This is a genomic window from Shinella sp. GW835-FHT14H05, from assembly GCF_058793575.1.
On the sequence record NZ_JBXAFY010000011.1, the window covers coordinates 28,921 to 51,381 of the forward strand.

Consider the following 22,461-nt stretch of genomic DNA (forward strand, 5'->3'; position numbering starts at 1 on the left):
GTTGACCACATCAATTATTGGATCCAATCTACATTATGCCATGGCTCTGTTGAGAAGCCATGTCTAGTGCTGAGGCGAGGGAATAGTGCTGTCAAAACAGGTCGCAGTTGTTGGCGCAGGGATTGTCGGTCTCTCGGTGGCATATGCATTGGTCCGGATGGGAGCCAGCGTTACGGTCATCGATCGCGACGCCAATGGTGATAACGCATCCTCGGGCAATGCGGGTGGGGTTGCCGTTACCGAGGTGATGCCGGCGTCGATACCGGGTCTTTGGAAGAAAGTTCCCGGATGGCTCCTGGATCCTCTCGGCCCTTTGGCGGTACGCCCAGGTCATGCGTTTCGGTTGCTTCCATGGCTGGCCGCCTTCGCGCGTGCCGGCCGTTCTGAAGCCTTGCCACGGATTTCCGGGGCACTGGCCTCGATCAATGAGCGTGCCTATGACGATCTCGCCGCTCTGCTTCGCGATGTAGGAATGGCGCAGCACATCAGCCGCACCGGCGCGCTTACCGTCTATGAAAAGCCCGATGGTCTGGCGCGCGATCGGCTGGAGTGGGAGACGAAGCGAGGATGGGGGATCGAAGTGATCGAACTCTCGGCCTCCGAAGTTCGGGAACTCGAACCTGCTCTTGGCCCGCTCGTGGCATGTGGTGTCCTCACGCCTCAATGGGGGCAGATATCCGATCCGAAAGTGGTTTTGGATGGGCTGCGCGCGTGGCTGATATCCCAAGGCGTGACGTTTCTATGCGAGAACGTCGAACGTGTTATCCCCGAGCAAACACGGGTTGTTGCCCACACGGCCAGCAGAGATCTTCAATTCGAGACGCTCGTTATTGCTGCGGGTGCCTGGTCGGCTCAGCTTCTGGCATATCTGGGCGATCGTGTCCTCCTGGAAAGCGAGCGCGGCTACAACACCACCATCAAAGATGCTCCGGTCACGCTAAGGCGTGAGATCATCTTTGCGGACAGGAAGTTCGTGGCGACGCCCTTGAGCAGCGGCCTGCGACTTGGGGGTGCTGCCGAATTCGGCGGGCTCCGTGCCAAGCCGAACATGAAACGATGCCAGGCTCTCCTTACGCTCGCGGCGAAATATCTGCCGGGCATCAAGGGGTGCACGGGGTCGGAGTGGAGTGGGCATAGGCCGGCCACGCCGGATTCTCTGCCTGTGATCGGTCGGTCCTACAGGTCATCGCGCGTCATCTACGCGTTCGGTCACGGGCATCTCGGGCTTACCCAAGCTGCAACGACCGGCAAACTCGTTTCGCAGCTTGTTTCGGGGATGGTGCCATCCATCGATCTTGCGCCGTTTTCTGCCAATCGCTTCGCCATACAAGGGGATCCGCGTCTCAATGACTCGCCATACGTTTTTCTGCATTGACGCCCACACCTGCGGCAACCCTGTGCGCGTTGTCGCCGGGGGAGCGCCCTTTCTCCCGAATGTCTCGATGGCGGAGAAACGGGAACTTTTCCTTCGTGATCACGACTGGGTCCGTCGCGCGCTGATGTTTGAGCCGAGGGGACATGACGTGATGTCCGGGACGATCCTGTATCCGCCCTCCCGCCCCGACTGCGACGTCGGCGTGCTCTTCATAGAAGTGAGCGGCTGCCTTCCAATGTGCGGGCACGGCACGATCGGAACGGTCACCGCCGCACTGGAAACCGGTGTGGTTACGCCCAAGCGAAGCGGCAAGCTGTCACTCGAGACTCCGGCCGGGCGCGTCGATATCGAGTATTCAAAGTCACGCGGCAAGGTCGAGCAGGTGCGGCTTTTCAACGTCGCCAGCTATCTGCATGCGCAAGACGTCGAAATCGACGTCGAAGGCCTTGGAACGTTGACGGTCGATCTTTCCTATGGCGGGAATTTCTATGTCATTGTCGAGCCTCAGGCGAACTGGCCGGGACTTGACCGGATGAGTGCAAGCGAGATCGTCAAGCTCAGCCCGAAGGTTCGCGCTGCAGCGCAGGCAAAGCTTAGTCCGGCCCACCCGGACGATCGGCGTATCACGGGCGTTTCGCATGTCATGTGGTGCGACAAGCCTCGTGATGCCAAGGCGAATGCGCGCAATGCCGTCTTTTACGGGGATAAGGCGATTGATCGGTCACCGTGCGGAACAGGATCGTCGGCAAGAATGGCTCAACTAGTGGCGCGCCAGCGCCTCAATGTCGGCGAAACATTCGTCCATGAAAGCATCATCGGCACGATGTTCAATTGCCGCGTCGAGGCTGCGGCCAATGTGGGGTCTTTCTCCGGCATTCTTCCGAGTGTATCTGGTTGGGCGCGCGTGACGGGGCATAACACGATCTTTGTCGACGACCACGACCCGCTTCGCCATGGCTTCCAGATCGCATGAATCGTCATTCTTCCGGTTTTACCTCCCGCCAGCCGACTTATCCGGGCGGCTTTTCCGGCATCCCAAGGGAAAGCGCGGTTTCGGATGTGCTGGACATTGTCCAGTGGGCGCATGCAAATTACTTCGTCGAAGGCGCCAACGACGCGACGTCGCTGCCCTACGATCGCCGGCCGGTGAAGCAGGGAGACCCATATGACCTTGTTTCCATTGGCGCCGTCGGTTTCGGAATTCTGGCAATCCTGGTCATGGCCTCCAGGCAATGGATTGCGCATCCGGAAGCATGCCGCCGTATCGACAGGATCTTGGACAGCCTTGAGCAGATTCCACGGTTTAAGGGTGCCTTCCCGCATTTCGTTCGGGCGACGACACTGAAGGTCGAGCAATGGATTCCGAGGGACGACGGCGCCGATCTTGTCGAGACGAGCTTGCTGATTCAGGGGCTTATCTGCGCCCGCGAGTTCTTTTCCGGTGATACGCCGCTAGAGCGCGATTTGCGGCAGCGGATCAATCGCGTCTGCGATGCCGTCGATTGGTCTGGTTTCGTTCGCCCCGGTGGCCGGCCGTCCTTGTACTGGCACTGGAGCCCTAAGCACGAATGGCACCTGAACACGCCCATCACGGGCTGGAACGAGGCGCTGATCGCTTACGTGCTGGCGGCAGGTTCCGAATCCTCGCCGATCGATCCGGAAGTTTACCATGTCGGCTGGGCGAACGAAGGCAGGCATCGAAACGGACAGTCCTACTACGGTCATACCCTTCCGGCCGGCATGCCTTATGGCGGGCCGCTCTTCCTGTCGCAATATTCCTTCTGCGCCCTGGACCCTCGAAATCTTCGAGACGACTATGTCGATCATTTGCAGCAGGTCGTCGCGCATGCGCGCATCAATTTCGAGCACTGCAAACGCAATCCGAACGGTCACGTCGGCTATGGCGTGCACGGATGGGGCCTGACGGCTTCTGATGGGCCGTGCGGCTATCTGGTCAGCTGCCCTGAAAACGATCATGGGGTGCTGTCGCCGACTGCTGCTCTTTCGAGTTTCCCCTTTCTCCCGCTGGAAGCCGAAGCGGCCCTTCGTTCATTTCTTTCGTACGAGGATGGCCGGCTCTGGTCGAAATATGGCTTTGCCGATGCGTTTGCCCCAAGTGAGAACTGGATCTCAGCCTGGCATCTCGCGATCAACCAAGGCCCTATCGTCGCGATGATCGAAAACTATAGATCGGGGCTGCTTTGGCGCCTGTTCATGGGCGCTCCCGATGTGCAGCGCGGCCTGCGTCGTCTTGGTTTTCGCGACACGCGCATCTGATCTTTTTCCGGGCTCCATCGCGCTGCGATTTCCCCGAGTCTACACTAGACGCAGCTTTCGGAATATAATAGATTGGATCCAATAATGGCTCATGCTTGTTGGTTTAGCGGGTCGCGCCGTGACAAATAGCGGATGCCACCGGTTTACAACAAAAGGCGACGTCAATCATGCCGGGTGCGGCCAGCCTGACCGGAATTGTTAATTGGGGACATGAAATGCCAACTAAAACATACGATTACATCGTGGTGGGTTCGGGTGCTGCTGGATCGGTCGTCGCCGCACGTCTCGGTGAGGACCGCAACGTCCGGATCCTTGTCCTGGAGGCAGGGCCTCATGACAATTCGATCTACGTGCGCATGCCGGCGGCCATGTCCTATCCGCTGACGGACAAGGCCCGCACCTGGGAATTCGATACCGGGCCGGAAGCCGCACTGAACGGCCGGATGGTGCCGCATATCCGCGGGAAGATGCTGGGCGGCTCCGGCTCGCTCAACGGGATGGTCTACGTTCGTGGCAATCCGCGCGATTTCGATCGCTGGGCTGAGGATGGTTTGACCAACTGGTCCTATGCCCACTGCCTGCCATATTTCAAGAAGCTCGAGAACTACGACAAGGGGGCGAACCAGTATCGTGGCGGCGAGGGGCCGATCGCGATCACCACGCTCAAGGCGGAACTCGAGCCCTTCCAGGCATTTCTCGAGGCCGGACAGCAGGCTGGCCATCCTCTGAATGCGGACTACAATGCCTTCCGTCAGGAAGGCGTGCATGCCTACCAAGCCAATATCGACAACGGCATCAGGGCAAGCGGGGGACGTGCCTATCTTCGGCCGGCGATCAAGCGCGGGAACGTGGAGCTGCAACTCGGTGCGCTGGTTCACAAGGTCCTGTTCGACGGCAAGCGGGCCACCGGCGTGCGCTATGACCAGAAGGGGCAGATTGTCGAAGCGCGCGCGGCGCGGGAGGTCATCCTTGCCGGAGGTGCCTTCAACTCCCCGCAACTGCTTCTTCTGTCCGGCGTCGGCCCCGCCCATGAACTCGCGGAACATGGCATCACGTCGGTGTCGGACTTGCCGGGCGTTGGCAAGAGTCTCCAGGACCACGTCGCCGTCTCCATCAAGTATCGGGCGTCGCGAAAGGGCGTTTCGCCGGCCGTGGACATGAACCTGTTCAAGATGGCGATGATCGGCGCGCAATGGATGTTCCTGCGCAGCGGCCTTGGAACGACAAACCTCTGGGAAGTCGGCTCCTTCTTCAAAAGCAGCGACAGCGTCGATTATGCGAACATCCAGCACGAGTTCCTGCCCATGCTGGGTGAACTCATGCACGGCAAGGTCAATATCGAGGAGGGCTTCCAATATCAGGTCTGCCTCGGCCGGCCGAACAGCAAGGGTGCGGTCACGCTGCTGAGCGGGGATCCTCGCAAACATCCGTCGATCGTGCTCAATTATCTTTCGGACCAAGAAGATCGCCGCAACCTGATCGACGGCGTTCGGCATACGGATGAGATCATTCAGCAGCGTGGCTGGGACAAGATCAGGGGAGAAGCGATTTTCCCCGGTCTGCGCAAGTGGAGCGACGAGGATGTCTTCGCCTGGCTGCAGGAAAATATGGGCACCCAGTACCACCCATGCTCAAGCTGCCGCATGGGCAACGATGACCTGGCCGTCGTCGATGATGAAGGCCGGGTGCATGGTCTTGAAGGCCTTCGCGTAGTGGATGCATCCATCCTGCCGCGGATGACCAACGGCAACCTGCATTGCCCGACGATGATGGTCGCCGAGAAGATTTCGGACCGGATCAAGGGTATTCCGGCTCTTGCGCCGCAGTTCATCGCCTATGAGGGCCAGAAGGAAGCCGCCTGATCGGTCTCGACAGGAAAGTGTCCGCGCAGATGGCGCGGGCACCCGTCGTGACAATAGATTAGGACGCGACCTTCGTGCCGCGGTGTTGAAGGCCGCGGATAACGTCATCGCGGGCATCGGCGATATGCTTCTTGAGAAGTTTTTGCGCGGCGCTGCTGTTGCCATCTGCGAAATATTGGGCAAGCGCGCTGTGTTCCTCCAGGGCCTTCGTCTGTGCCGCCTTGGCGTCGATCTGGAGCCGGAGATACCTGTCAGCGGAATTGTAGAGCGTGGAGAGCACGGACAGAGACCGTGGCCTGTCGGCGGCGTAGGAAAGCGCGATGTGGAATGCCCAGTTCAATTGGCTGAGGATCGCCGGGCTTTCGCCGGCCAGAAGCGCTTTCTCGTAGTCGCGATAGGCGCTCTGGACGCGCTCGACGTCCTCGGGCGTCGCCTTTTCCATCGCTTTGGCGAGGATGAACGGTTCGAAGATCAGGCGCGCCTCGAAAATGTCGACGGCATCTTCCGGCGTAAGCTTAGCCACCACCGCGCCCTTGTGCGTATGGATGACGACGAGGCCTTCCGCCTCCAGCTGAACCAGCGCTTCGCGCACCGGAATGCGGCTGACGCCGACTTCGTCGGCAATCGCTTCCTGACGGATCTGATGACCACCCTCATAGTAGCCGGATATGATCCGGTCACGAAGCAGGTCCAGGACGGACGAGGTAACGGTGCGGCGCTTGATAGAAGGGGAGGCTTTCATCACGGACTCATTTACGATGCTGACCCGTATATTGAATACAAAGCCCTCGTTAAGCAAGCAACCGGCAGGCGGAATTTAGCGGATAGATCGATTTCAACACCGGATCCACACGCAGGACATGCGAAATGGCACATGGGAAGCACTTCCCCGATTGCGCCGACAGGCGGGCTTGTCGGCGCAACTGGATTCGATTTTCGTGGGCGACCTCAAGCGAACCATGTGTCCGACAGGCGGTAGCCTTCCGGGAACGGATCCTCCGGATCCACCCCGTAGTGGCTGACACCCGTAAGCCATGCTCGGCCGGAGACCTGCGGCGTGATGGCCGGGATTGGGCCGGCCGTGCCGGTTTCGAGGATTTCGCAGTCGAATACCGTGTCGAGGATCGAGAGGTGGCGGAATGTCTCGCCGACCGCCAGGTCTCCGCGGGCATGAAGCAGAGCCATGCGGGCTGATGTGCCGGTGCCGCACGGGCAGCGGTCGAGCCGACCTGGCGAGACCACCACGGCGTTCTTCGAAGTTTTCACCCCCCCCAAAACCTGCAGTGGGCCGGCGAATTCGACCTGGTTTATCGTGTGGATCTGCGGATTTTCGGGGTGGATGGACGGCAACTGGCTTGCCGCCGCTGCCTTGATCTTTTCACCCAGGTCCACAAGCAGGCGGGCTTCGCTGCGATCAAGCGTCAGGTTCAGGTCCTCAGCGTTCACGATGCAATAGATCATGCCGCCGTACGCGACATCCACCCGCAGCGTGCCGAGATCCGGGACATCGATCGTCGCGTCGCGGTGCATCACGAACGAGGGGATGTTGCGGAAGGTGATGCGCTTGCACTTGCCGTTCCGGCATTCCGCGGTGACTTCCACGAGGCCCGCAGGCGTGTCGACCCGGACGATCGTTTGTGGCTCGATCATCGGAATCATGCCGGCTTCAAGCGCCACCGTGACCGTGCAGATCAGATTTGAGCCGGACATGGGGACGAAATAGTCCGATTCCATCACGATCATGCCGAGATCGGCGTCGTCGCGGCACGGGGGCGTGATCAGGTTGACTGCGGCGTTGACGCTGCCGCGCGGATCGAAGAGCAGCATGTTTCGAAGCCAGGCGCCATCGCGTTCGAGGTTCTGCATCCGCTCGAACATGGTCTTGCCCTTGGGTGGCAAGACGCCGCCGGTGATCACGCGGCCAACTTCGCCTTCCGCATGGGCGCCTACGACGGTAATAACGCGATCAAGTTGCATGTCTTTCCTCTATTTCAAATGAATGCCGCTGGCGTCCTGAGGTGTCGGCGTGGATCACGGCGCCTTTTTCAGCATATTCAGGCTTTTCGTAACATCGTCTCGTGCGCCGGAAATATGCCGGGCCAGCAGGCGTTGCGCCAGCGCCGCGTCCTGCTGCACGAACGCGGCCGCGATTGCCCGGTGATCTTCAAGCGCGTTTCGCCGGGCCTCGGCATTGTCGATCTGCAAGCGCAGATATCGGTCTGCCGACTTGTAGAGAGATGAGAGGACGGCGAGTGACCGCCATCGTCCCGACGCGCTGGAAAGCGCCTTGTGAAACGCCCAGTTCAATTGGCTGAGTTGGGCTGGAGACGCGTCGTTGGCGACCCCGCGCTCGTATTCGTGCAGCGCTTTTCGCACCCGTTCGATGTCTTCCGCCGTCGCCTTCGTCACAGCCTGACGAAGAATGCTGGGCTCGAGGACGAGGCGCGCCTCGAAGATGTCGATGGCGTCTTCGACGGTCAGTTGGGCGACGACTGCGCCTTTGTGCGTGTGGATCTGCACGAAGCCTTCTGCCTCCAGCTGAACCAGAGCCTCACGGATGGGAATTCGCGACACGCCGAATTCCTCGGCAATGGCTTCCTGGCGGATCTGCTGGCCGCCTGGATAGACCCCTTCGACAATGCGGTCCCTGATCAGTTCAAGGACGGTCGCGGTTACCGTGTGGCGTTTTATGATGGAGGAGTTGGGAGTCATATCTTCAATGCTCAGTGGCTGGGGGATGCTGGCAGCACGACAGACCCGTCGTGGGGCCAGCAGACATGTACGCGGTCACCCACATTCGGTCTGTTCAGACCCGGCGTGTTCTGCACCTGGGCACGAAGCGCTTCTCCCCCGTCGCTGACGAGATGATAGAAGGACCGGCTGCCGGTGAAGAGCACGTCGGTCACGGTCGCCGGGATGGCGTTGTCCCGCGCGGGGTTTTCGGCGAACAGCGAAATCGCTTCCGGGCGCACCGACATGATGGCAGCGCTTTTCGAGGCGATCTGGTTCGTGGGCTGGTAGTGGAAGCTGCCCTCCGCCGACCTGAACGCCCTTTTGCCGGACGCGTCTTCGACGATGGTTCCATGCAGGATATTGGTCTCACCAAGAAACTTGGCGGAGAAAAGACAATTGGGCCGGTTGTACATATCCTGTGGCGTATCGACCTGCACGATCTGCCCGCGGTCGATCAGCACGACGCGGTCCGAAAGGATCATGGCCTCGTCCTGGTCGTGCGTCACATAGATGAAGGTTGCCCCGGTCTCCGCATGGATGCGCTTCATTTCCGTCAGCATGTGTTGCCGGATCTTCAGGTCGAGCGCGGCGAGCGGCTCGTCGAGAAGGAGAACCTTCGGCCCGTTGACGAGTGCGCGTGCAAGCGCAACGCGCTGGCACTGGCCGCCGCTCAGCTCGGTGATGAAGCGCTGTTGCAGGTGATCCATCTGCACGATGCGCAGCATATTGCGGACCCGTTCGCGAACTTCGTCCTTGCCGATGCCCTTTACTTTGAGGCCGTAGGCCACATTCTCGAAGACGTCCAGATGGGGGAAGAGGGCGTAGCGCTGGAAGACCATGTTGACCGGGCGCTTTTCCGGCGGAAGGTTGGAGACGTCCTTTCCGTCGATCTTGAGCGATCCGCTCGTCAGGCTCTCAAAGCCGGCGAAGATGCGCATCAGCGTCGTCTTCCCACAGCCGCTCGGGCCGAGCAGCGTGACGATCTCGCCCTGGGCGATGGAAAGATTGATGTCCTGAAGCGCCTTGAAGCTGCCGAAGGCCTTGTTGCCATCCGTGATTTCGATGATTGGGGACATGGGCGTTTTCCTTCAAGCGACGTCGCGGCTGGAGAGATTTGTCGCGCGTTTCATCGCGGCAATGGCAAGGGCGATGGAAATGATGGCGATGGTAAAAACCATCGCGAGCGTGGAAATCGCGTTGATGAGCGGCGTGACCGTGCGGCGCATCATCGACCAGATGTACATGGGCAGCGTCGTCTCGGTGCCCGATACGAAGGCCGTGACGACGAACTCGTCGAACGAAAGCGCGAAGCTGAGCACGGCACAGGAAATGAGCGTCGGCGCGATGAGGGGGAGGGTGACCCGGCGGAACGTGAGGACCTGGGAGGCGCCGAGGTCGCGCGATGCTTCCTCAAGGTTAGGGTCGAACAAGGCGAGCCTGGCGCGCATGGCGATCATCAGCATTGGAAGCGCCAGGACCACATGGGAGAGCACGATGGTGATCATCGAGAGTTGCACGCCGACCTGGGAAGCGAGCACCAGCAGCGACACGCCGAGGAACAGGCCGGGAAGGGCAATCGGAGTGATGCACAGGATTTCAAGCACGGTGCGGCCCTTGCGCCCCAGCCGCAGCCAGGCGAGCGACGCGGCGGCGCCGAGAAGGAAGGTGATGATCGCCGTCAGCGTCGCGATCCAGAAGCTCCTCCACAAGGCCGAACCGAGCTGCGGGTCCGAGAAGATCTGGGCATACCACCGCACGCTGTAGCCGGTGATGGGAAAGGTGAAGGAGGGGCTCGCGTTGAAACTGAACAGAACGATCAGCGCCAGCGGGATGAGCAGGAACGCCAGGATCAGGTAAACGGTGATGCGGAGGATCATCTACTTGTCCTGCGTTAAGATCGTCGTGCTCTTGCGAGAGCGGGTGAGGCCTGAAGCACGGGCAAGTGCCGTGATGACCAGGTAGATCAGGATCGACAGGGCAAACATGATGAAGGCCTGTGCCGCGCCGAGCGGCCAGTTGCCGGTCTTGCGGAACTGGTCTGCGATGAGGAGGCCGGTGGTCTGGCCCGAGGAACCGCCCACCATCTGCGGCGTCACGTAGTCGCTGGCTGCAAGAATGAAGGTCAGCATGAAGGCACCGATCAGGCCTTGCGCGGCATTGGGTGCTACGACCCTCATGAAGGCGCCGATCGGGCTTGTCCCGAGGTCGCGGGACGCCTCGATCAGCTCCTTCTTGATTTCACTCATCGCGGAAATCACCATCAGGACCGCGAAGGGGAGATAGATATGCACGAGGGTCACGCCCACGGCGAAGGGGCTGAAAAGAAAGGCCTCGATGGGTGTTGTGATTATGCCCAATTGCAGCAGTGCGGCGTTTAGAAGCCCGTTCGTGCCGAGCAGCGTGCGCCACGCATATATCCGCACCAGATAGCTGGAGAACCAGGTGATGAGGATGAGGTAGAAGATCACTTTGGAGCGGGTGACGTAGGTCAGATAGTAGGCGATCGGCAGCGACAGCAGCACCGAGATTGTCGCTGTGACGAGGCCGATAAGCAGCGCGTTGAGCGTGACCTTGAGAAACAGCAGGGACTGTATCGAAGAGAGATAATTCGTCAGGACGAAGTCCGGCACGATACGGAACGAGCTTGCCGTCCAGAAACTATAGGAAAACAGCAGCAGGCTCGGGGCGACGAAGAAAATCACCATATAGGTGACTGCCGGAGCCGCCAGGAACCCGCCCGTTTTTTGTGAACTAACCACCGAAATTTACTCCTGATACCGTTGCATTCCGGGCCACTTCGCAAGACGCAGCCCGGAATGCCGGTGCGCTTACATGCCGGCCTTGAACTGCTGCCAGGCCTGGATCCAGTCGTCGTAGCTGGCCACCTCGCCCTCCGCCTCGACGGGCGGAATGCCGGGAAGCCCCGCGGAGAAGATCTGGTCGATCTTCGAATAGTCGATGCGCTGGCGGGCGGCTTCGTCCAGAAGCTCGACCGCCTTCTTCGAGACCGGGGCCTGGTGGATGCTCATGCAGACATTTGCCTGCACCTGCGGGTCAAGCGACTGGTTGATGAAGGCATGCGCGGTTTCCACATTGTCCGCCGAGACCGGGATGAACCATGCATCGACCCACAGGACCGGGCCTTCTTCGGGAACAGCCATTTTCAGCGGTACGCCCTGCGCGGTGACCTGCTGGATGATCTGCGGGTCTGCCACGACCACGGCGAGCACCTCCTTGGATGCGATGAAGTTCGCGACATCGCCCTGGTTGATGGCGATCAGGCGGGCCTGGTCGCGGAAGGCGACGAAGCCGTCGAACGCGGCCTTCAGCTCATCCTTCGTGAGGGCGGGGTATTTCTCGCCGAAACCGGCCAGCCGGGCAATCAGTGGCCAGTTGCCCGTGGCGTCGTCCATGATGGCGATTTTGCCCTTGAGCTCCGGCTTGAGCAGGTCCTTGTAGGATTTCGGCTCCTCCATCTCGGCGGAGTTGTAGAGGAGCGTGTTGAAGCCCCAGATGTAGGGGGAGCCATAGAGCGTCCCGTCCTTGAACCATGTCGGCTTGTCGAAGAAGACGCTGAACAGGTTGTCGGCGTTGTAGTTCGGGATTTTCGAGACGTCGAGCGGCGAGACGATCTTGATCTGATCGATGTAAAGCTCGCTGTAGGCCTGGTTGTATTCGGCAAGGTCGAGCGGCGGCGGATTGCCGGCGATGAACTTGGTATGCACGTCATCCTGCGACGCGATCGACGTGGTTTCTACGGTGACACCGTTTTCCTCGCGCCACGTCTTGAGCTCGTTCGTCAGGTCATAGCCTTCCCACGCCATGACCTGAAGAGTGCCGCCCGTTGCGGCGGAGGCCGGCGTGGAAAACAGTCTTCCAAAGCTGACCGTCAGGCCGGCGGCTGCGCCACCGATCAGAAGCGCCCGGCGGGCTTCGCTGAAGTTTGGAGTTGCGTATTTCGGTCCCATGATCGTATTCCCCTTGCTTATAGGAGACAATATATTGGATACATTATGAGTGGTGTCAACGGTTTTTTAACGAGACCCTTGCCCCGAAATTTGGCTGGGAACCGCTGCGCACGGCGATTTGGCGGCTCGGCGCCGGGCGGCTTCTGGTGCCTTTGTATGCGAGAAATGAAGATTGGATATAATATAACAATAAGGCAATCCGAAATGCAATAGCTTGGCCCCGGCGGCATTGCTGATGCCGCCGGGATCGGGTTGGTGCTTCTTCAATCGTGCAATTCACGCGCGATCGGCGGCCCGATAACGAAGTCCTTGAAGCGGGCGGTGAAGCCGGCGCGCTGCGGCGAGCAGCACATGACGCCCACCTGTACCGTCTTCGTCGGCGGGAAATAGGCGAGACGGACCGGTGTCCAGGCGCCATTCTCACTGTTGAGATATTGGACCCGGATCGCCTCGCGATGGCGGGTCAGCCGAATGCGGATTCCACCGGGATCGACAGGCACTTGCACCAAAGACCAGTCGGATTGGTTGTTGGTAACGACGACGGAGAAAAACATCCGCCCGTCGGTGAATTCGATGCCGGTCTTGATCCAATGGCTCTCGCTCAGGCGCATCATCAGGCCGGCCTGATCGTAGAGAACCTCATAGTCGCCTTGAACCGTGACCTCGGCGCTGAAATCGCCCTCGACGTCCCGGGACAGGAAATGGCCGTCATCACGCCAGAAATCGTAGAAGGTTTCCCGCCAGTAATCCGTCTTGTCGCCGGTGACGACCTCCAGAGTGCCATACTGGTAAGAGCAGGATGACGGTTCGCTGTACCATTCGAGCTTCATTCCAAACGCATCCATGCGGCTTCTCCTTGTGTTGATGGGGCGGGTAGATGGTTTTGTTCCGGGCAGGTTTATGGGTGGGCCTGTGCCCGCCTGTTGCTGACGAGCAGCATCAGGATGATCGTGCTGCCGTAGATGATCAGTCGCAGCGCCTCGGGCGCCTGCATCAGGGAAAGGACGTTGGAAAGGAGCGTGAGCGCCAACACGCCCACGACGGTGCCGAGATACCTGCCTTCGCCGCCCGTCACCTTCGTGCCCCCGACGACGACTGCGGCGATGCTCGGCAGCAGCATGGGATCGCCCATGGCCTGAAAGGCCTGGCCTGAATAGCCCGAAAGCAGCACGCCCCCAACGGCGGAGCAGAGCCCGGCCCACAGGAAGGCGAAGAAAACCACGGCGCGCGTGCGGATGCCGGCGAGGTAGGCGACACGCGGGCTGCGGCCCATCGCATAAATCCAGGCGCCAAGCGGCGTCAATCTGAGAACCAAAACGAGGATGCCACCGACGAACATCCAGACCAGCGCGGCCACCGGCACGACGTCAAACACGCGCCCGACGGCGAGGTGGCGCATCAGGGGGGAAGCGTTCGTCTGCGGGCTGTAGCCACCTGCATAGACCACAGTCAATCCGAGCAGGATGGCATTGACGCCAAGCGTCCACACCATGGATGGCGCGCGCAGGATGGCAACGCCGAAAGCGTTGAGGCCGCCGATGGCCAGGCCCATTAGCAGGGCGACGGAGATTGCGGTGCCGTCGTTGGTCCAGGCCGCACCGCTGCTGAAAACCCCGCAAGCGAGCATACCGGCCGCGGTTGCGGTCCAGGGCATGGAAAGGTCGATCTCGCCGAGCAGGAGGACCACCATCGCGCCGCTGGCAAGAATGCCCACGAAGGCCGCGATCTGCAGTTGCTGCATGTAGTAATTCACCGAGACGGTCGCCGGATACATGATGCCGATTGCGACGCTCAGCGCGAGAACGAAGAGACAGGCGATCCAGATCGGCCTCTCCACGCGGAAAGCCACGGAAAACACGTTCATCATGGGAATGCCTTCAGGCGGTTGGGGTCGCGGACCAGCGTGAGGGAGGCTGCCGCCACCGCGGTGATCAGCACCATGCCTTCGAAAAGCGGCTGTGCCAGGGGCGGGGCACCGGTGAAAAGCAACACGGCGCTGATCGCGCGCAGCGCATGTGCTCCGAAGATCGCGCTGAGCGGCGAACCAGCGCCGCCCCGCAGCGACAACCCGCCGATGACGATTGCGGCGATGGAGTTGATCGTATAGGGCACGCCGATCGTCGCATCGCCCGAAAGGGTCTGAAAGCCGAGATAGAGGCCGGCAAGGGCGGAGAACAGCCCCGAAAGCACGTAGGCGGCGATAATCGATCCCTCGATGCGCAGGCCGGACAGCCGCGCAGCCTGTGGCGCGGATCCAGCGGCGAATATGCCGCGCCCGAGGGATGCCCGAGATATCGCAGCCCAGGTGCAGGAGGCGATGATCGCTATCAGCAGCGTCGAGACGGGCAGGACGCCGAACAGGATGGCCGTCATCGCGTAAGCAAGCCCTGTATCCACGTCGCCACCGGGAAAGGGCCTGATGAAGAGCGCAAGGCCGCTGAAGACCGCACCCGTGGCCAGCGTGCCGATGATCGGCTGGAGGCGACCATAGACGATGAGCGCGCCATTGAGCGCGCCGCAAACCGCGCCTGCGGCAAGCACGGTCAGGACGCCGAAAGCGATTTCGACGGGCGAACCCTGCACCAGTTCCGAGGCGAGTGCATTGGTCAGCGCCACCATTCCTCCCACCGAAAGATCGAGCCCGCCGGTCAGGACCGGAAAGGTCTGCGCCAGCGCGGCAAGGGCCAGTGGCGCTGCCGAATTGGCGTAGGACTGGATGACGAAGCTGGAAATGCCGCGTGGATGCACGGCGAGATAGACCGCCAGCACGATGATGAAAACCGCCGCGCCAAGCAGGACCGGCATGTGTCGTGATGTCAGGATTCTCATGGCCGGATTTCCGTATCCGCGGGGTTTCGGGTGGTCTCGGGACGCGTCATGTTGAGCGACGCTTCCATGATGTTGACCTCGTTGATGGCGTCGCCTTCGAGTTCGCGTCTGATGGCGCCGCCATAGAGAACGAGCACGCGGTCGCACATGCCGATGAGCTCTTCGAAATCGGTGGTGAGAAAGAGAACGGCCGCGCCGTGGTCCGCGAGTTCGCGAATGAGCGCATAGATTTCCTGCTTGGTGCCGACGTCGATGCCTCGCGTCGGATCCATGAGAATGTAGACCGCAGGCTCATTGAGCAGCAGCCGCGCGAGCAGAACCTTTTGCTGGTTGCCGCCGGAAAGCGACGAAACCGGCGCGTCGGGTGATGCAATCTTGATGGCCAGTTTCTGGGTAATCGCACGGCTATAGGCGGTTTCGGCAGCCTGGTCCCGCAGCCCGTATCTGCTGAGCTTCCCCGTCACGGAAAGCAGCATGTTGTCGCGGATCGATTCCGCCAGCAGCAAGCCGTCCGTCTTGCGATCCTCCGGAAGAAGCATCACCGGTCGCTGGCCCGCAATGGCCGCCGCCGGGCCGGCCGGCTTGAATGGCTTGCCATCAAGCGTCACCGAACCCGCCGTCGTGCGAATGGCACCATAGAGGGTTTGCAGGAGTTCCTTCTGGCCCTGTCCTTCGAGACCACCGATCCCGAGCACCTCGCCTTGCCGGAGTGCAAACGAGATGTTGCGGACCTTGTCGACCGCTGAAAGCCCCGAGACGTCCAGCACGATGGGCGCATCGGCCGGCACAGGACGCCGGGGCGGGAAAACCTGCGAGATCTCGCGGCCGGCAAGCATCCGGCATATCTCGTCATGCGAGCGCGCATGCGCGTCGAATGTCTCTATCAACTGGCCATTGCGCAGCACGCTGCACCGGTCGGCAATGCGCTCTATCTCGGTCATCCGGTGCGAGATGTAGATGACCGTCAGGCCCTCGCGCCTCGCGTCGGCGATGATGTTGAAGAGCCGGTCGACATCGTTGCCGGGAAGGGAGGCCGTCGCTTCGTCGAGGAGCAGGATGCGCGGCTTCTTGGCGAGCCCCTTGGCGATTTCCAGCAACTGTTTCTGGGTAAGGGACAACTGGCCGACATGGGTGCCCGGATGGACGTCGCCCAACCCGACTAGGTCAAGCCAGTGGTGCGATTCCGCACGCTGCCTACGCAGGTCGATCCAGCCGAATTTCGACCGCGGCGGATTGGACAGAAACAGATTGTCCTCGACAGAAAGGTGCGGGACGAGGGAAAGCTCCTGAAACACCGTTGCGAGCCCGAGTGTCTCGGCAACTTGCGGGCCGTCATGGTCGAGGCGCTCGCCGAAGAGATCGACAGTGCCCGTATCGGGCGCGAGGACCCCGGTCAAAATCTTGATGAGCGTGCTCTTGCCCGCCCCGTTTTCCCCGAGCACCGCATGCACCGTGCCGGCCTCGATATCGAGGCTGACATCGGCCAGCGCCCTGGTCGGACCGTAGGATTTGCCGACGCCCCGCAATCGTATCGCATTCACCCTCATTCCTGTCCCTTCTCGTCGGTTTCGGCCAAAGCCGGCGGGCTTAGGCACAGCCCGCCGGCGCCGCTTCACTTGGAGGTCAGTTCATCCGCGGTGAAGAGCAGGTTGCATTCCTTGAAACCCGTTGCGGTGTCGAAGGAGGCCGGGAGTTGCGAGAAATAGGCGACACCGTCCTTCCAGTCCGTCGACGGCAGCGACGGCGGTGGCAGCTTGATGCGCTGCGGCATCTGCTTTCCTTCGAAGGTCGAGAGGGCCGCGAGAATGGCCACTGCCGAAACAGAAGGCGAGGAGCCGATCGCAACGCCGGTGAAACCGTTTTCGGCGAGCATGCGCACGGCGCCGTTCATCGTGTCCGAACCGAAGGGGACGGCGGGATGCTTGGCGTCGAGCAGCGCCTGGATAGAGCCCATGCTGCCATAGGCATTGGCGACGCCGACAAATTTGCCGTGCGCGGCGACCGCTTCCGCCGTCACGCGCTGCGACGTGCCGACATCCCAGTTGCCGACGACCTCGACCACTTCAAAGGGTGTTCCCTCGAACACCTTCGTGAAGCTTTCGGTCTGCTGCTTCTCCGTTGCATTTCCCTGCAGGCCGCGAACCCAGAGCACCTTGCCTTCGGTGACGTTCTTCGCCTTCAGGTCATCGAGGATGGCCTGTGCCTTCTTGGCGGCGATGTCGCCGTGGTCGATATCGACGATGAGGTGGTTGTCGTTGAAGACCACATTGTCGAAGGAGACGAGGAGCGTGCCTGCCTGGTTGGCACGGCCGATCACGGCGTCGAAGGCCTCCGGGTTGACGGCGATGAACAGCACCGCGTCGTAGCCGGCTGCGACGTAATTCTCGATCGCCGCAATCTGTGCCGCGACGTCGTTGCCGACGCTGACAGCGGTGAATTCCTTGATCTTCGCGGCAATCTCGGGCCGCTTAACATAGGACTCCGCAGCGCGGATCATCTGGATGCGCCAGTCGTTGCCGGCAAAGCCGTTGACCAGCGCGATGCGATACGGGCCTTCGCGCGGCGTCACGGCAGACAGCTGTTTCGTGTCGGCGTCCCAGGCCGCAAAGCATTCCGGAAAATAGCTCTCCGCAGCCTTTGCGCCTGACGCGCCAAGACTGATCGCCAGTATCATCGCTGCCGTCGTCGATTTCCAAATTTTTCCCATCTGAAAGCTCCCTCTTGTTGGTCGGCTCAGCCGTACGGGCGAGAGAATAGTATCCAATATATTGATGTCAATATACGAAATTGGCAAATCAAGGACACTGGCGTGGCCTGCCCGTAGGCATCACTTCCCCGTGAAATAAATGTCCGGACCGCTTGACATAGGACGAAATTGGAGATTGGATGCAATCATACAATCAACAAAAATGAGGTGGAGCAATGAAAAAACTGCTTAAAATGACGACGCTTGCCGTTTCGGCCTTCTTTGCGGCCGTGGCCCCGTCGGCGGCTGCCGACAACCCCTACGGCGCGCCGCCGTGGACCATTGGTTTTTCGCAGGACACGATGGACCACCCGTGGCGGGCCTTCATGGTGACCAGCGCCGAGGCGCAGGCGAAAAAATATCCCGAGCTGATCAAGGAGTTCATCTACACCGACGCCAAGGGCACCAACGAAAAGCAGATCGCCGACATCGAAGACCTGATCGCCCGCGGCGTGGACCTTATAATGATGAGCCCGCGCGAAGCCCAGGCGCTCGTGCCGGCCGTCGAGGCGATCAAGAAAGCGGGTATTCCGCTCGTCGTGCTCGACCGCGAAATCGTCGGCGAGGACTATAATGTCTTCATCGGCGGCAACAATCTCTCGCTTGCCGAGGGTCTGGGCAAGCACGTGCTCGGCTCCGTCGGGGAGAAGTTCAGCTACCTCGAACTGGAAGGCATTCCGGGCGCCACGCCGACGATCCAGCGCCACCAGGGTTTTGCGGCTCAGCTCGAAGGCAAGGCTGATATCAAGCTGCTGGATGCGCGGCCTGCCAACTACGACCTCGCCCCGGCAATTCCGATCGTTGAAGACTGGCTGACGCGTTATCGTGACCAGTTCCAGGTCATCTACGCCCACAACGATCCCATGATCCTCGGCGCCATCAACGTGCTGAAGGAAGCCGGCTACAAGCCCGGCGACGTCTATCTCATTGGCGTCGACGGACAGCGCGAAGCCTTCCAGGCGATCAAGGACGGCTGGTTGCAGGCAACCTCGATCTACGCCACCGGCGGTGCGATCGGCCTGGATATGGCGGTGCGGGTGCTCAAGGGCGAGCCTGTTCCCAAACGGATCACCACGGAAACGCCGATCGTCACCAAGGACAATGTCGACGAGTTCTACAACGCCGACCTTCAATACGTGCGTTGAGGATTTCCGCTGGAGGCGCGGGCTGCTGGTTGATGCCAGCCGCCCGCGAACTCGCAGGAAGGTGAATTGTTGATGGCAAACAGAACCAACGGTCAGAGCCCGCATCTGAAGGCCGTCCCGAAGGGCGAGCCTGCCGTGCTTTTGACGATGGCCGGCATCTCGAAATCCTATCCGGGTGTGAAGGCGCTGTCGGATGTCGGCTTGCAGGTCCGGGCCGGCGAAATCCTGTCGCTGGTCGGCGAAAACGGGGCCGGCAAATCCACTATGATGAAAATCCTGGCGGGCGCGGTGAAGCCGGATGCGGGCACGATCTCTATCGACGGCAAGCCGGTCGAGCTCAGTGACACCTCGGTTGCCCATCGCATGGGCATCAGCACGATCTATCAGGAACTGATGCTCGTGCCCCATCTCAGCGTCGTCGAGAACCTCTTTCTCGGCAATCTGGTCCGCAACCGTTGGGGTCTGCTCGACTGGAAGGGCATGCGCGCGCGGGCTGTCGAGATCATGCGCGACCTCGGCTATCCGGGTTCGATCGATGTGGCGATCCGCGATCTGAGCGTCGCCGAGCAGCAACTGGTGGAGATCGGCAAGGCGATAACCCGGCCCTGCCGCCTGCTGATCATGGACGAGCCGACCGCACCTCTCAATCGCGAGGAGGTCGAGCACTTCTTCAAGATCGTCCGCAAGCTTCAGAAGGCGGGCACCTCCATCATCTTCATCACCCACCACCTCAACGAAATCTTCGAAGTCTGCGATCGCGTTGTCGTGCTGCGCGACGGCCAGATGGTCGGCGAGTCCGACGTTGCGCACCTTTCCGAGTCCCAGCTCGTCGAAATGATGCTCGGACGCAAGCTCAGCCTCGAAAAGCGCGAGTGGGATCGGGGCGTGGCGCCGGATGCCGACGTCGTGCTCGAGGTCGATGGCCTGTCGACCGAGGAACTCCTGAAGAACGTCTCCTTCAGGCTTCGCAAGGGCGAGGTCCTGGGCCTTGCCGGCCTCATGGGCTCCGGCCGCACGGAAATCCTGCGCAACATTTTCGGCGTCGACAAGCCAAGCGCGGGAACGATCCGTGCCGAGGGCAAGCGTGCAATGTTCTCCGGCCCGCGACAAGCGCTTGAGGGCGGTATCGGCCTTGGTCCCGAGGATCGCAAAAGCGATGGCCTCATCCTGTCGATGCCGATACGGCACAATGTGACGCTCTCGTCTCTGGCGCGCTATGCGGGGCCTCTTGCGCTACGGCGGGGCCGTGAAGTGGCTGCGGTCAAGGATCTCTGCCAGCGTCTCCAGGTCAAATACAGCTCGACCGAGGTGCCCGTCGGCAAACTCAGTGGCGGCAACCAGCAGAAGGTCATCCTGGCCCGGCTGCTCGATGCCAAGGTCGATATTTTCCTGCTCGACGAGCCGACCCGCGGCATCGATGTCGGCGCGAAGGGGGCGATCTTCGACCTGATCCGCCAGCTTGCGGCGAACGGTGCGAGCGTCATCATCGTCTCCTCGGTCATCGAGGAGCTGGTCCACGTCTGTGATCGCATCATCTGCCTCAATCTCGGCCGCGTGACCGGCGAGCAGGCGCGCGCCCAGTTCGACATGGCCGAGATCATGATCAATGTCATGGGTGGCCATTCCGAAGCTCCCCAGGCGCGCGTGGGAGATGCGCGATGAAGGAACGTCTTTCCATAAACAGCAATCTCGTGGTTTTGACCGTTCTGCTTGTCGTAGCAGGGCTTGCCTCGCCCTATTTGTGGACGATCGAGAACATCGTCAACCTGATCCGCGTCACCTCTCTCATCGGCATCATCGCCGTCGGGATGAACGTCGTCATCATTTCGGGCGGCATCGATCTTTCGGTGGGTTCGGTCGTGGCACTCGTCGGCACGCTCGCCGCCTCGCTCGCGACGGCAGGCTATCCGCTCGGCGTCGTCGTGCTTGTGCCCATCGCTGCCGCGCTCGTTGCCGGCCTCGTCAACGGCTCCCTCGTCGCGCTGCTTGGCTTCCAGCCCTTCGTCGCGACATTGGTGACGATGACCGTCTTTCGCGGTTCGGGCCTGGTCTACAGTGCCGGCCAGCCGATTTATGCGGATTATCCGGCCTTCATCGGGTTCCTCGCGCGGGGCACGTTCGGCGGCATCCCCGCGCCAGCCGTCCTGTTCCTCGCGATCGTTCTCGTCACCTGGTACGTGATGCGCTTTCGCGCCATCGGGCGCATGATCTACATGGTCGGTGCCAACGAGAAGGCGGCCTACTACGGTGGCGTGTCGGTATGGCGGGTGAAGCTTTTCACCTATGTCTATTGTGCCGCACTCGCCGGTATTGCGGGCCTGATCCTCACCGCGCGCATGGGATCCGGCGAGCCCGGGCAGGCCGGCGTTCTCTATGAGCTTGACGCGATCGCAGCCGTGGTGATCGGCGGCACGGCCCTTCAGGGCGGACGCGGATCGGTCTGGGGCGCGCTTGTCGGCGCGCTGGTCATCGGCGTCATGTCCAATCTCTTCAACCTGCTGGGTGTTGCGCCGGAGTGGCAGAATGTCTCCAAGGGCGCGGTCATCCTCGCTGCCGTCATCATGGCCGGTGCCGGCCCCTTCATCGGCGCGATCTTTGCCAGGAGGGCATCCAATGGCTAGCCCATACGTTATCGCATCTGTGCAAGACTCTCCCCTCCGGCCATGGGTGGCACCGTTTTCCCTCGTGCTATTCCTGTTCGCGGCCATGAACGGCGGCGCCTACGTCCTCGCGCCCACGCTTTTCCAGGCGGACCAGGCGCGTGGACCCTATACGCTCGCCAACAATTACGAACTGACTCGCGTCTACAGTCGCTCGCTCGAAGGCTATCAGCAGATCGTGCAGCAGTTCCCGGAAAGTGGCTATTACGATGCAGCGCGTATCGGCATCGCCAATTCGCTGATGGGGCTCGGCCGCCGCGAGGAAGCCATCGCGCAGTACCAGCAACTGCTGACGACCCTCAGCGCGGGCGAAACCCTCAAGGCCAATCGCCTCGCCGTGCTGTCCAAGCTCGCTTCAGCACTCGAAGAAGCCGGCGACATGACGCAATTCCCCGATGTGTATGCGCTTCTTGCGGCAGAATATCCCGATAGTTCCGCGACGGCGGACGCCAAACGGTATGCGGACACCATCGCGGCAGCCACGGCAAATGCAACCGAGTCGCAATCTGCCGGTGGGTCCGATCTCGTCGCGATCGACATCGCGCCAGCGGTGGTCGGGAAAGCCTTTACGATGTCGGTGCGCGTCGATCCCAAGGCGGTGCCCGCCGGCACCTTCTCCATCGCGCTCAACAGCAGCTTCGTCTCGGCCTTCGATGTCGTTTCGGTGAAGCCTGCCACAGGTGGCACCAGTGACTATTGGGGCAAGCGCTTCTTCCAGTTTTCCATGGCCGGCGAGCCGCTTGAGGTGGTGTTCACGCTCAAGGCAAAGGCCGCTGGTAAGCAGCTTCTCGATATCGATCTGGAGAGCAATTTCACGCTGGTCGAACTCAACACGACCATGTCCGTAGACGTGGCGGGGCAATGAC

At 61.1% G+C, this 22,461-nt stretch carries 20 protein-coding genes; 8 read left to right on the forward strand and 12 right to left on the reverse strand.

The window, feature by feature from the left end:
* The first annotated feature begins 85 nt into the window (after positions 1 to 85).
* The 4 genes from AC1Q6Z_RS25905 to AC1Q6Z_RS25920 all read left to right on the forward strand — a co-directional run bounded on the left by AC1Q6Z_RS25905 (position 86) and on the right by AC1Q6Z_RS25920 (position 5,514).
* Positions 86 to 1,375, forward strand: a complete 1,290-nt coding sequence (locus AC1Q6Z_RS25905; protein ID WP_492649764.1) for an NAD(P)/FAD-dependent oxidoreductase — start codon at positions 86 to 88, stop codon at positions 1,373 to 1,375.
* Positions 1,347 to 2,348, forward strand: coding sequence for a 4-hydroxyproline epimerase (locus AC1Q6Z_RS25910; RefSeq protein WP_492649765.1), 1,002 nt, complete (start codon positions 1,347 to 1,349; stop codon positions 2,346 to 2,348). Before AC1Q6Z_RS25905 ends, AC1Q6Z_RS25910 begins: the two co-directional genes overlap by 29 nt.
* Positions 2,345 to 3,652, forward strand: a complete 1,308-nt coding sequence (locus tag AC1Q6Z_RS25915) for a glucoamylase family protein (protein WP_492649766.1) — start codon at positions 2,345 to 2,347, stop codon at positions 3,650 to 3,652. The genes AC1Q6Z_RS25910 and AC1Q6Z_RS25915 overlap by 4 nt, the downstream gene beginning before the upstream one ends.
* A 167-nt stretch (positions 3,653 to 3,819) precedes the next feature.
* Positions 3,820 to 5,514, forward strand: coding sequence for a choline dehydrogenase (locus AC1Q6Z_RS25920; RefSeq protein WP_492649767.1), 1,695 nt, complete (start codon positions 3,820 to 3,822; stop codon positions 5,512 to 5,514).
* A gap of 58 nt (positions 5,515 to 5,572) precedes the next feature.
* Here the strand turns inward: AC1Q6Z_RS25920 and AC1Q6Z_RS25925 are convergent, their stop codons facing one another.
* The 12 genes from AC1Q6Z_RS25925 to AC1Q6Z_RS25980 all read right to left on the reverse strand — a co-directional run bounded on the left by AC1Q6Z_RS25925 (position 5,573) and on the right by AC1Q6Z_RS25980 (position 17,751).
* Complete coding sequence (locus AC1Q6Z_RS25925) at positions 5,573 to 6,256, reverse strand: GntR family transcriptional regulator (protein ID WP_492649768.1); 684 nt, start codon at positions 6,254 to 6,256, stop codon at positions 5,573 to 5,575.
* 206 nt (positions 6,257 to 6,462) lie between these two features.
* Positions 6,463 to 7,491 carry a proline racemase family protein gene (locus tag AC1Q6Z_RS25930; protein ID WP_492649769.1) on the reverse strand — a complete coding sequence of 343 codons (1,029 nt, stop codon included), beginning with the start codon at positions 7,489 to 7,491 and terminating at the stop codon, positions 6,463 to 6,465.
* A gap of 54 nt (positions 7,492 to 7,545) precedes the next feature.
* On the reverse strand, positions 7,546 to 8,226 hold the full coding sequence (locus AC1Q6Z_RS25935; protein WP_492649770.1) for a GntR family transcriptional regulator: 681 nt from the start codon (positions 8,224 to 8,226) through the stop codon (positions 7,546 to 7,548).
* Positions 8,227 to 8,237: 11 nt separating this feature from the next.
* On the reverse strand, positions 8,238 to 9,323 hold the full coding sequence (locus AC1Q6Z_RS25940; RefSeq protein ID WP_492649771.1) for an ABC transporter ATP-binding protein: 1,086 nt from the start codon (positions 9,321 to 9,323) through the stop codon (positions 8,238 to 8,240).
* Positions 9,324 to 9,335: 12 nt separating this feature from the next.
* Positions 9,336 to 10,124, reverse strand: a complete 789-nt coding sequence (locus AC1Q6Z_RS25945) for an ABC transporter permease (RefSeq protein ID WP_492649772.1) — start codon at positions 10,122 to 10,124, stop codon at positions 9,336 to 9,338.
* Positions 10,125 to 11,006 carry an ABC transporter permease gene (locus tag AC1Q6Z_RS25950; protein WP_492649773.1) on the reverse strand — a complete coding sequence of 294 codons (882 nt, stop codon included), beginning with the start codon at positions 11,004 to 11,006 and terminating at the stop codon, positions 10,125 to 10,127.
* Between the two features lie 69 nt (positions 11,007 to 11,075).
* On the reverse strand, positions 11,076 to 12,215 hold the full coding sequence (locus AC1Q6Z_RS25955; RefSeq protein WP_492649774.1) for an ABC transporter substrate-binding protein: 1,140 nt from the start codon (positions 12,213 to 12,215) through the stop codon (positions 11,076 to 11,078).
* Between the two features lie 263 nt (positions 12,216 to 12,478).
* Positions 12,479 to 13,045 (reverse strand): DUF1349 domain-containing protein, encoded by a 567-nt coding sequence (locus AC1Q6Z_RS25960; protein WP_492649879.1) that lies wholly within the window; start codon positions 13,043 to 13,045, stop codon positions 12,479 to 12,481.
* A 68-nt stretch (positions 13,046 to 13,113) separates the two neighbouring features.
* A complete protein-coding gene (locus AC1Q6Z_RS25965) occupies positions 13,114 to 14,082 on the reverse strand; it encodes an ABC transporter permease (RefSeq protein ID WP_492649775.1) in 969 nt (322 codons plus the stop codon).
* A complete protein-coding gene (locus AC1Q6Z_RS25970) occupies positions 14,079 to 15,044 on the reverse strand; it encodes an ABC transporter permease (protein WP_492649776.1) in 966 nt (321 codons plus the stop codon). Before AC1Q6Z_RS25970 ends, AC1Q6Z_RS25965 begins: the two co-directional genes overlap by 4 nt.
* The gene (locus tag AC1Q6Z_RS25975; protein WP_492649777.1) at positions 15,041 to 16,585 is read right to left on the reverse strand and encodes a sugar ABC transporter ATP-binding protein; all 1,545 of its coding nucleotides are present in this window, start codon (positions 16,583 to 16,585) and stop codon (positions 15,041 to 15,043) included. The genes AC1Q6Z_RS25970 and AC1Q6Z_RS25975 overlap by 4 nt, the downstream gene beginning before the upstream one ends.
* A 71-nt stretch (positions 16,586 to 16,656) precedes the next feature.
* On the reverse strand, positions 16,657 to 17,751 hold the full coding sequence (locus tag AC1Q6Z_RS25980; protein ID WP_492649778.1) for a substrate-binding domain-containing protein: 1,095 nt from the start codon (positions 17,749 to 17,751) through the stop codon (positions 16,657 to 16,659).
* 215 nt (positions 17,752 to 17,966) lie between these two features.
* Here AC1Q6Z_RS25980 and AC1Q6Z_RS25985 point away from each other — a divergent pair, with 215 nt between their 5' ends.
* From AC1Q6Z_RS25985 to AC1Q6Z_RS26000, 4 genes are all read left to right on the forward strand, one after another.
* Positions 17,967 to 18,935: a substrate-binding domain-containing protein gene (locus AC1Q6Z_RS25985; protein WP_327507409.1), complete on the forward strand. Its 969-nt coding sequence runs from the start codon at positions 17,967 to 17,969 to the stop codon at positions 18,933 to 18,935.
* A gap of 72 nt (positions 18,936 to 19,007) precedes the next feature.
* Positions 19,008 to 20,597 (forward strand): sugar ABC transporter ATP-binding protein, encoded by a 1,590-nt coding sequence (locus tag AC1Q6Z_RS25990; protein WP_492649779.1) that lies wholly within the window; start codon positions 19,008 to 19,010, stop codon positions 20,595 to 20,597.
* On the forward strand, positions 20,594 to 21,556 hold the full coding sequence (locus AC1Q6Z_RS25995) for an ABC transporter permease (protein WP_492649780.1): 963 nt from the start codon (positions 20,594 to 20,596) through the stop codon (positions 21,554 to 21,556). The genes AC1Q6Z_RS25990 and AC1Q6Z_RS25995 overlap by 4 nt, the downstream gene beginning before the upstream one ends.
* Complete coding sequence (locus AC1Q6Z_RS26000) at positions 21,549 to 22,460, forward strand: tetratricopeptide repeat protein (RefSeq protein WP_492649781.1); 912 nt, start codon at positions 21,549 to 21,551, stop codon at positions 22,458 to 22,460. Before AC1Q6Z_RS25995 ends, AC1Q6Z_RS26000 begins: the two co-directional genes overlap by 8 nt.
* The last annotated feature ends 1 nt before the right edge of the window (position 22,461 follow it).

Excerpts from the sequence above, each read along its gene's own strand:
- AC1Q6Z_RS25990 (WP_492649779.1), top strand. The coding sequence starts at position 19,008 with ATGGCAAACAGAACCAACGGTCAGAGCCCGCATCTGAAGGCCGTCCCG.
- AC1Q6Z_RS25915 (WP_492649766.1), top strand. The coding sequence starts at position 2,345 with ATGAATCGTCATTCTTCCGGTTTTACCTCCCGCCAGCCGACTTATCCG.
- AC1Q6Z_RS25985 (WP_327507409.1), top strand. The coding sequence starts at position 17,967 with ATGAAAAAACTGCTTAAAATGACGACGCTTGCCGTTTCGGCCTTCTTT.
- AC1Q6Z_RS25980 (WP_492649778.1), bottom strand. The coding sequence starts at position 17,751 with ATGGGAAAAATTTGGAAATCGACGACGGCAGCGATGATACTGGCGATC.
- AC1Q6Z_RS25995 (WP_492649780.1), top strand. The coding sequence starts at position 20,594 with ATGAAGGAACGTCTTTCCATAAACAGCAATCTCGTGGTTTTGACCGTT.
- AC1Q6Z_RS25935 (WP_492649770.1), bottom strand. The coding sequence starts at position 8,226 with ATGACTCCCAACTCCTCCATCATAAAACGCCACACGGTAACCGCGACC.
- AC1Q6Z_RS26000 (WP_492649781.1), top strand. The coding sequence starts at position 21,549 with ATGGCTAGCCCATACGTTATCGCATCTGTGCAAGACTCTCCCCTCCGG.
- AC1Q6Z_RS25925 (WP_492649768.1), bottom strand. The coding sequence starts at position 6,256 with ATGAAAGCCTCCCCTTCTATCAAGCGCCGCACCGTTACCTCGTCCGTC.
- AC1Q6Z_RS25960 (WP_492649879.1), bottom strand. The coding sequence starts at position 13,045 with ATGAAGCTCGAATGGTACAGCGAACCGTCATCCTGCTCTTACCAGTAT.
- AC1Q6Z_RS25930 (WP_492649769.1), bottom strand. The coding sequence starts at position 7,491 with ATGCAACTTGATCGCGTTATTACCGTCGTAGGCGCCCATGCGGAAGGC.
- AC1Q6Z_RS25940 (WP_492649771.1), bottom strand. The coding sequence starts at position 9,323 with ATGTCCCCAATCATCGAAATCACGGATGGCAACAAGGCCTTCGGCAGC.
- AC1Q6Z_RS25970 (WP_492649776.1), bottom strand. The coding sequence starts at position 15,044 with ATGAGAATCCTGACATCACGACACATGCCGGTCCTGCTTGGCGCGGCG.
- AC1Q6Z_RS25965 (WP_492649775.1), bottom strand. The coding sequence starts at position 14,082 with ATGATGAACGTGTTTTCCGTGGCTTTCCGCGTGGAGAGGCCGATCTGG.
- AC1Q6Z_RS25945 (WP_492649772.1), bottom strand. The coding sequence starts at position 10,124 with ATGATCCTCCGCATCACCGTTTACCTGATCCTGGCGTTCCTGCTCATC.
- AC1Q6Z_RS25920 (WP_492649767.1), top strand. The coding sequence starts at position 3,820 with ATGCCGGGTGCGGCCAGCCTGACCGGAATTGTTAATTGGGGACATGAA.
- AC1Q6Z_RS25910 (WP_492649765.1), top strand. The coding sequence starts at position 1,347 with ATGACTCGCCATACGTTTTTCTGCATTGACGCCCACACCTGCGGCAAC.
- AC1Q6Z_RS25955 (WP_492649774.1), bottom strand. The coding sequence starts at position 12,215 with ATGGGACCGAAATACGCAACTCCAAACTTCAGCGAAGCCCGCCGGGCG.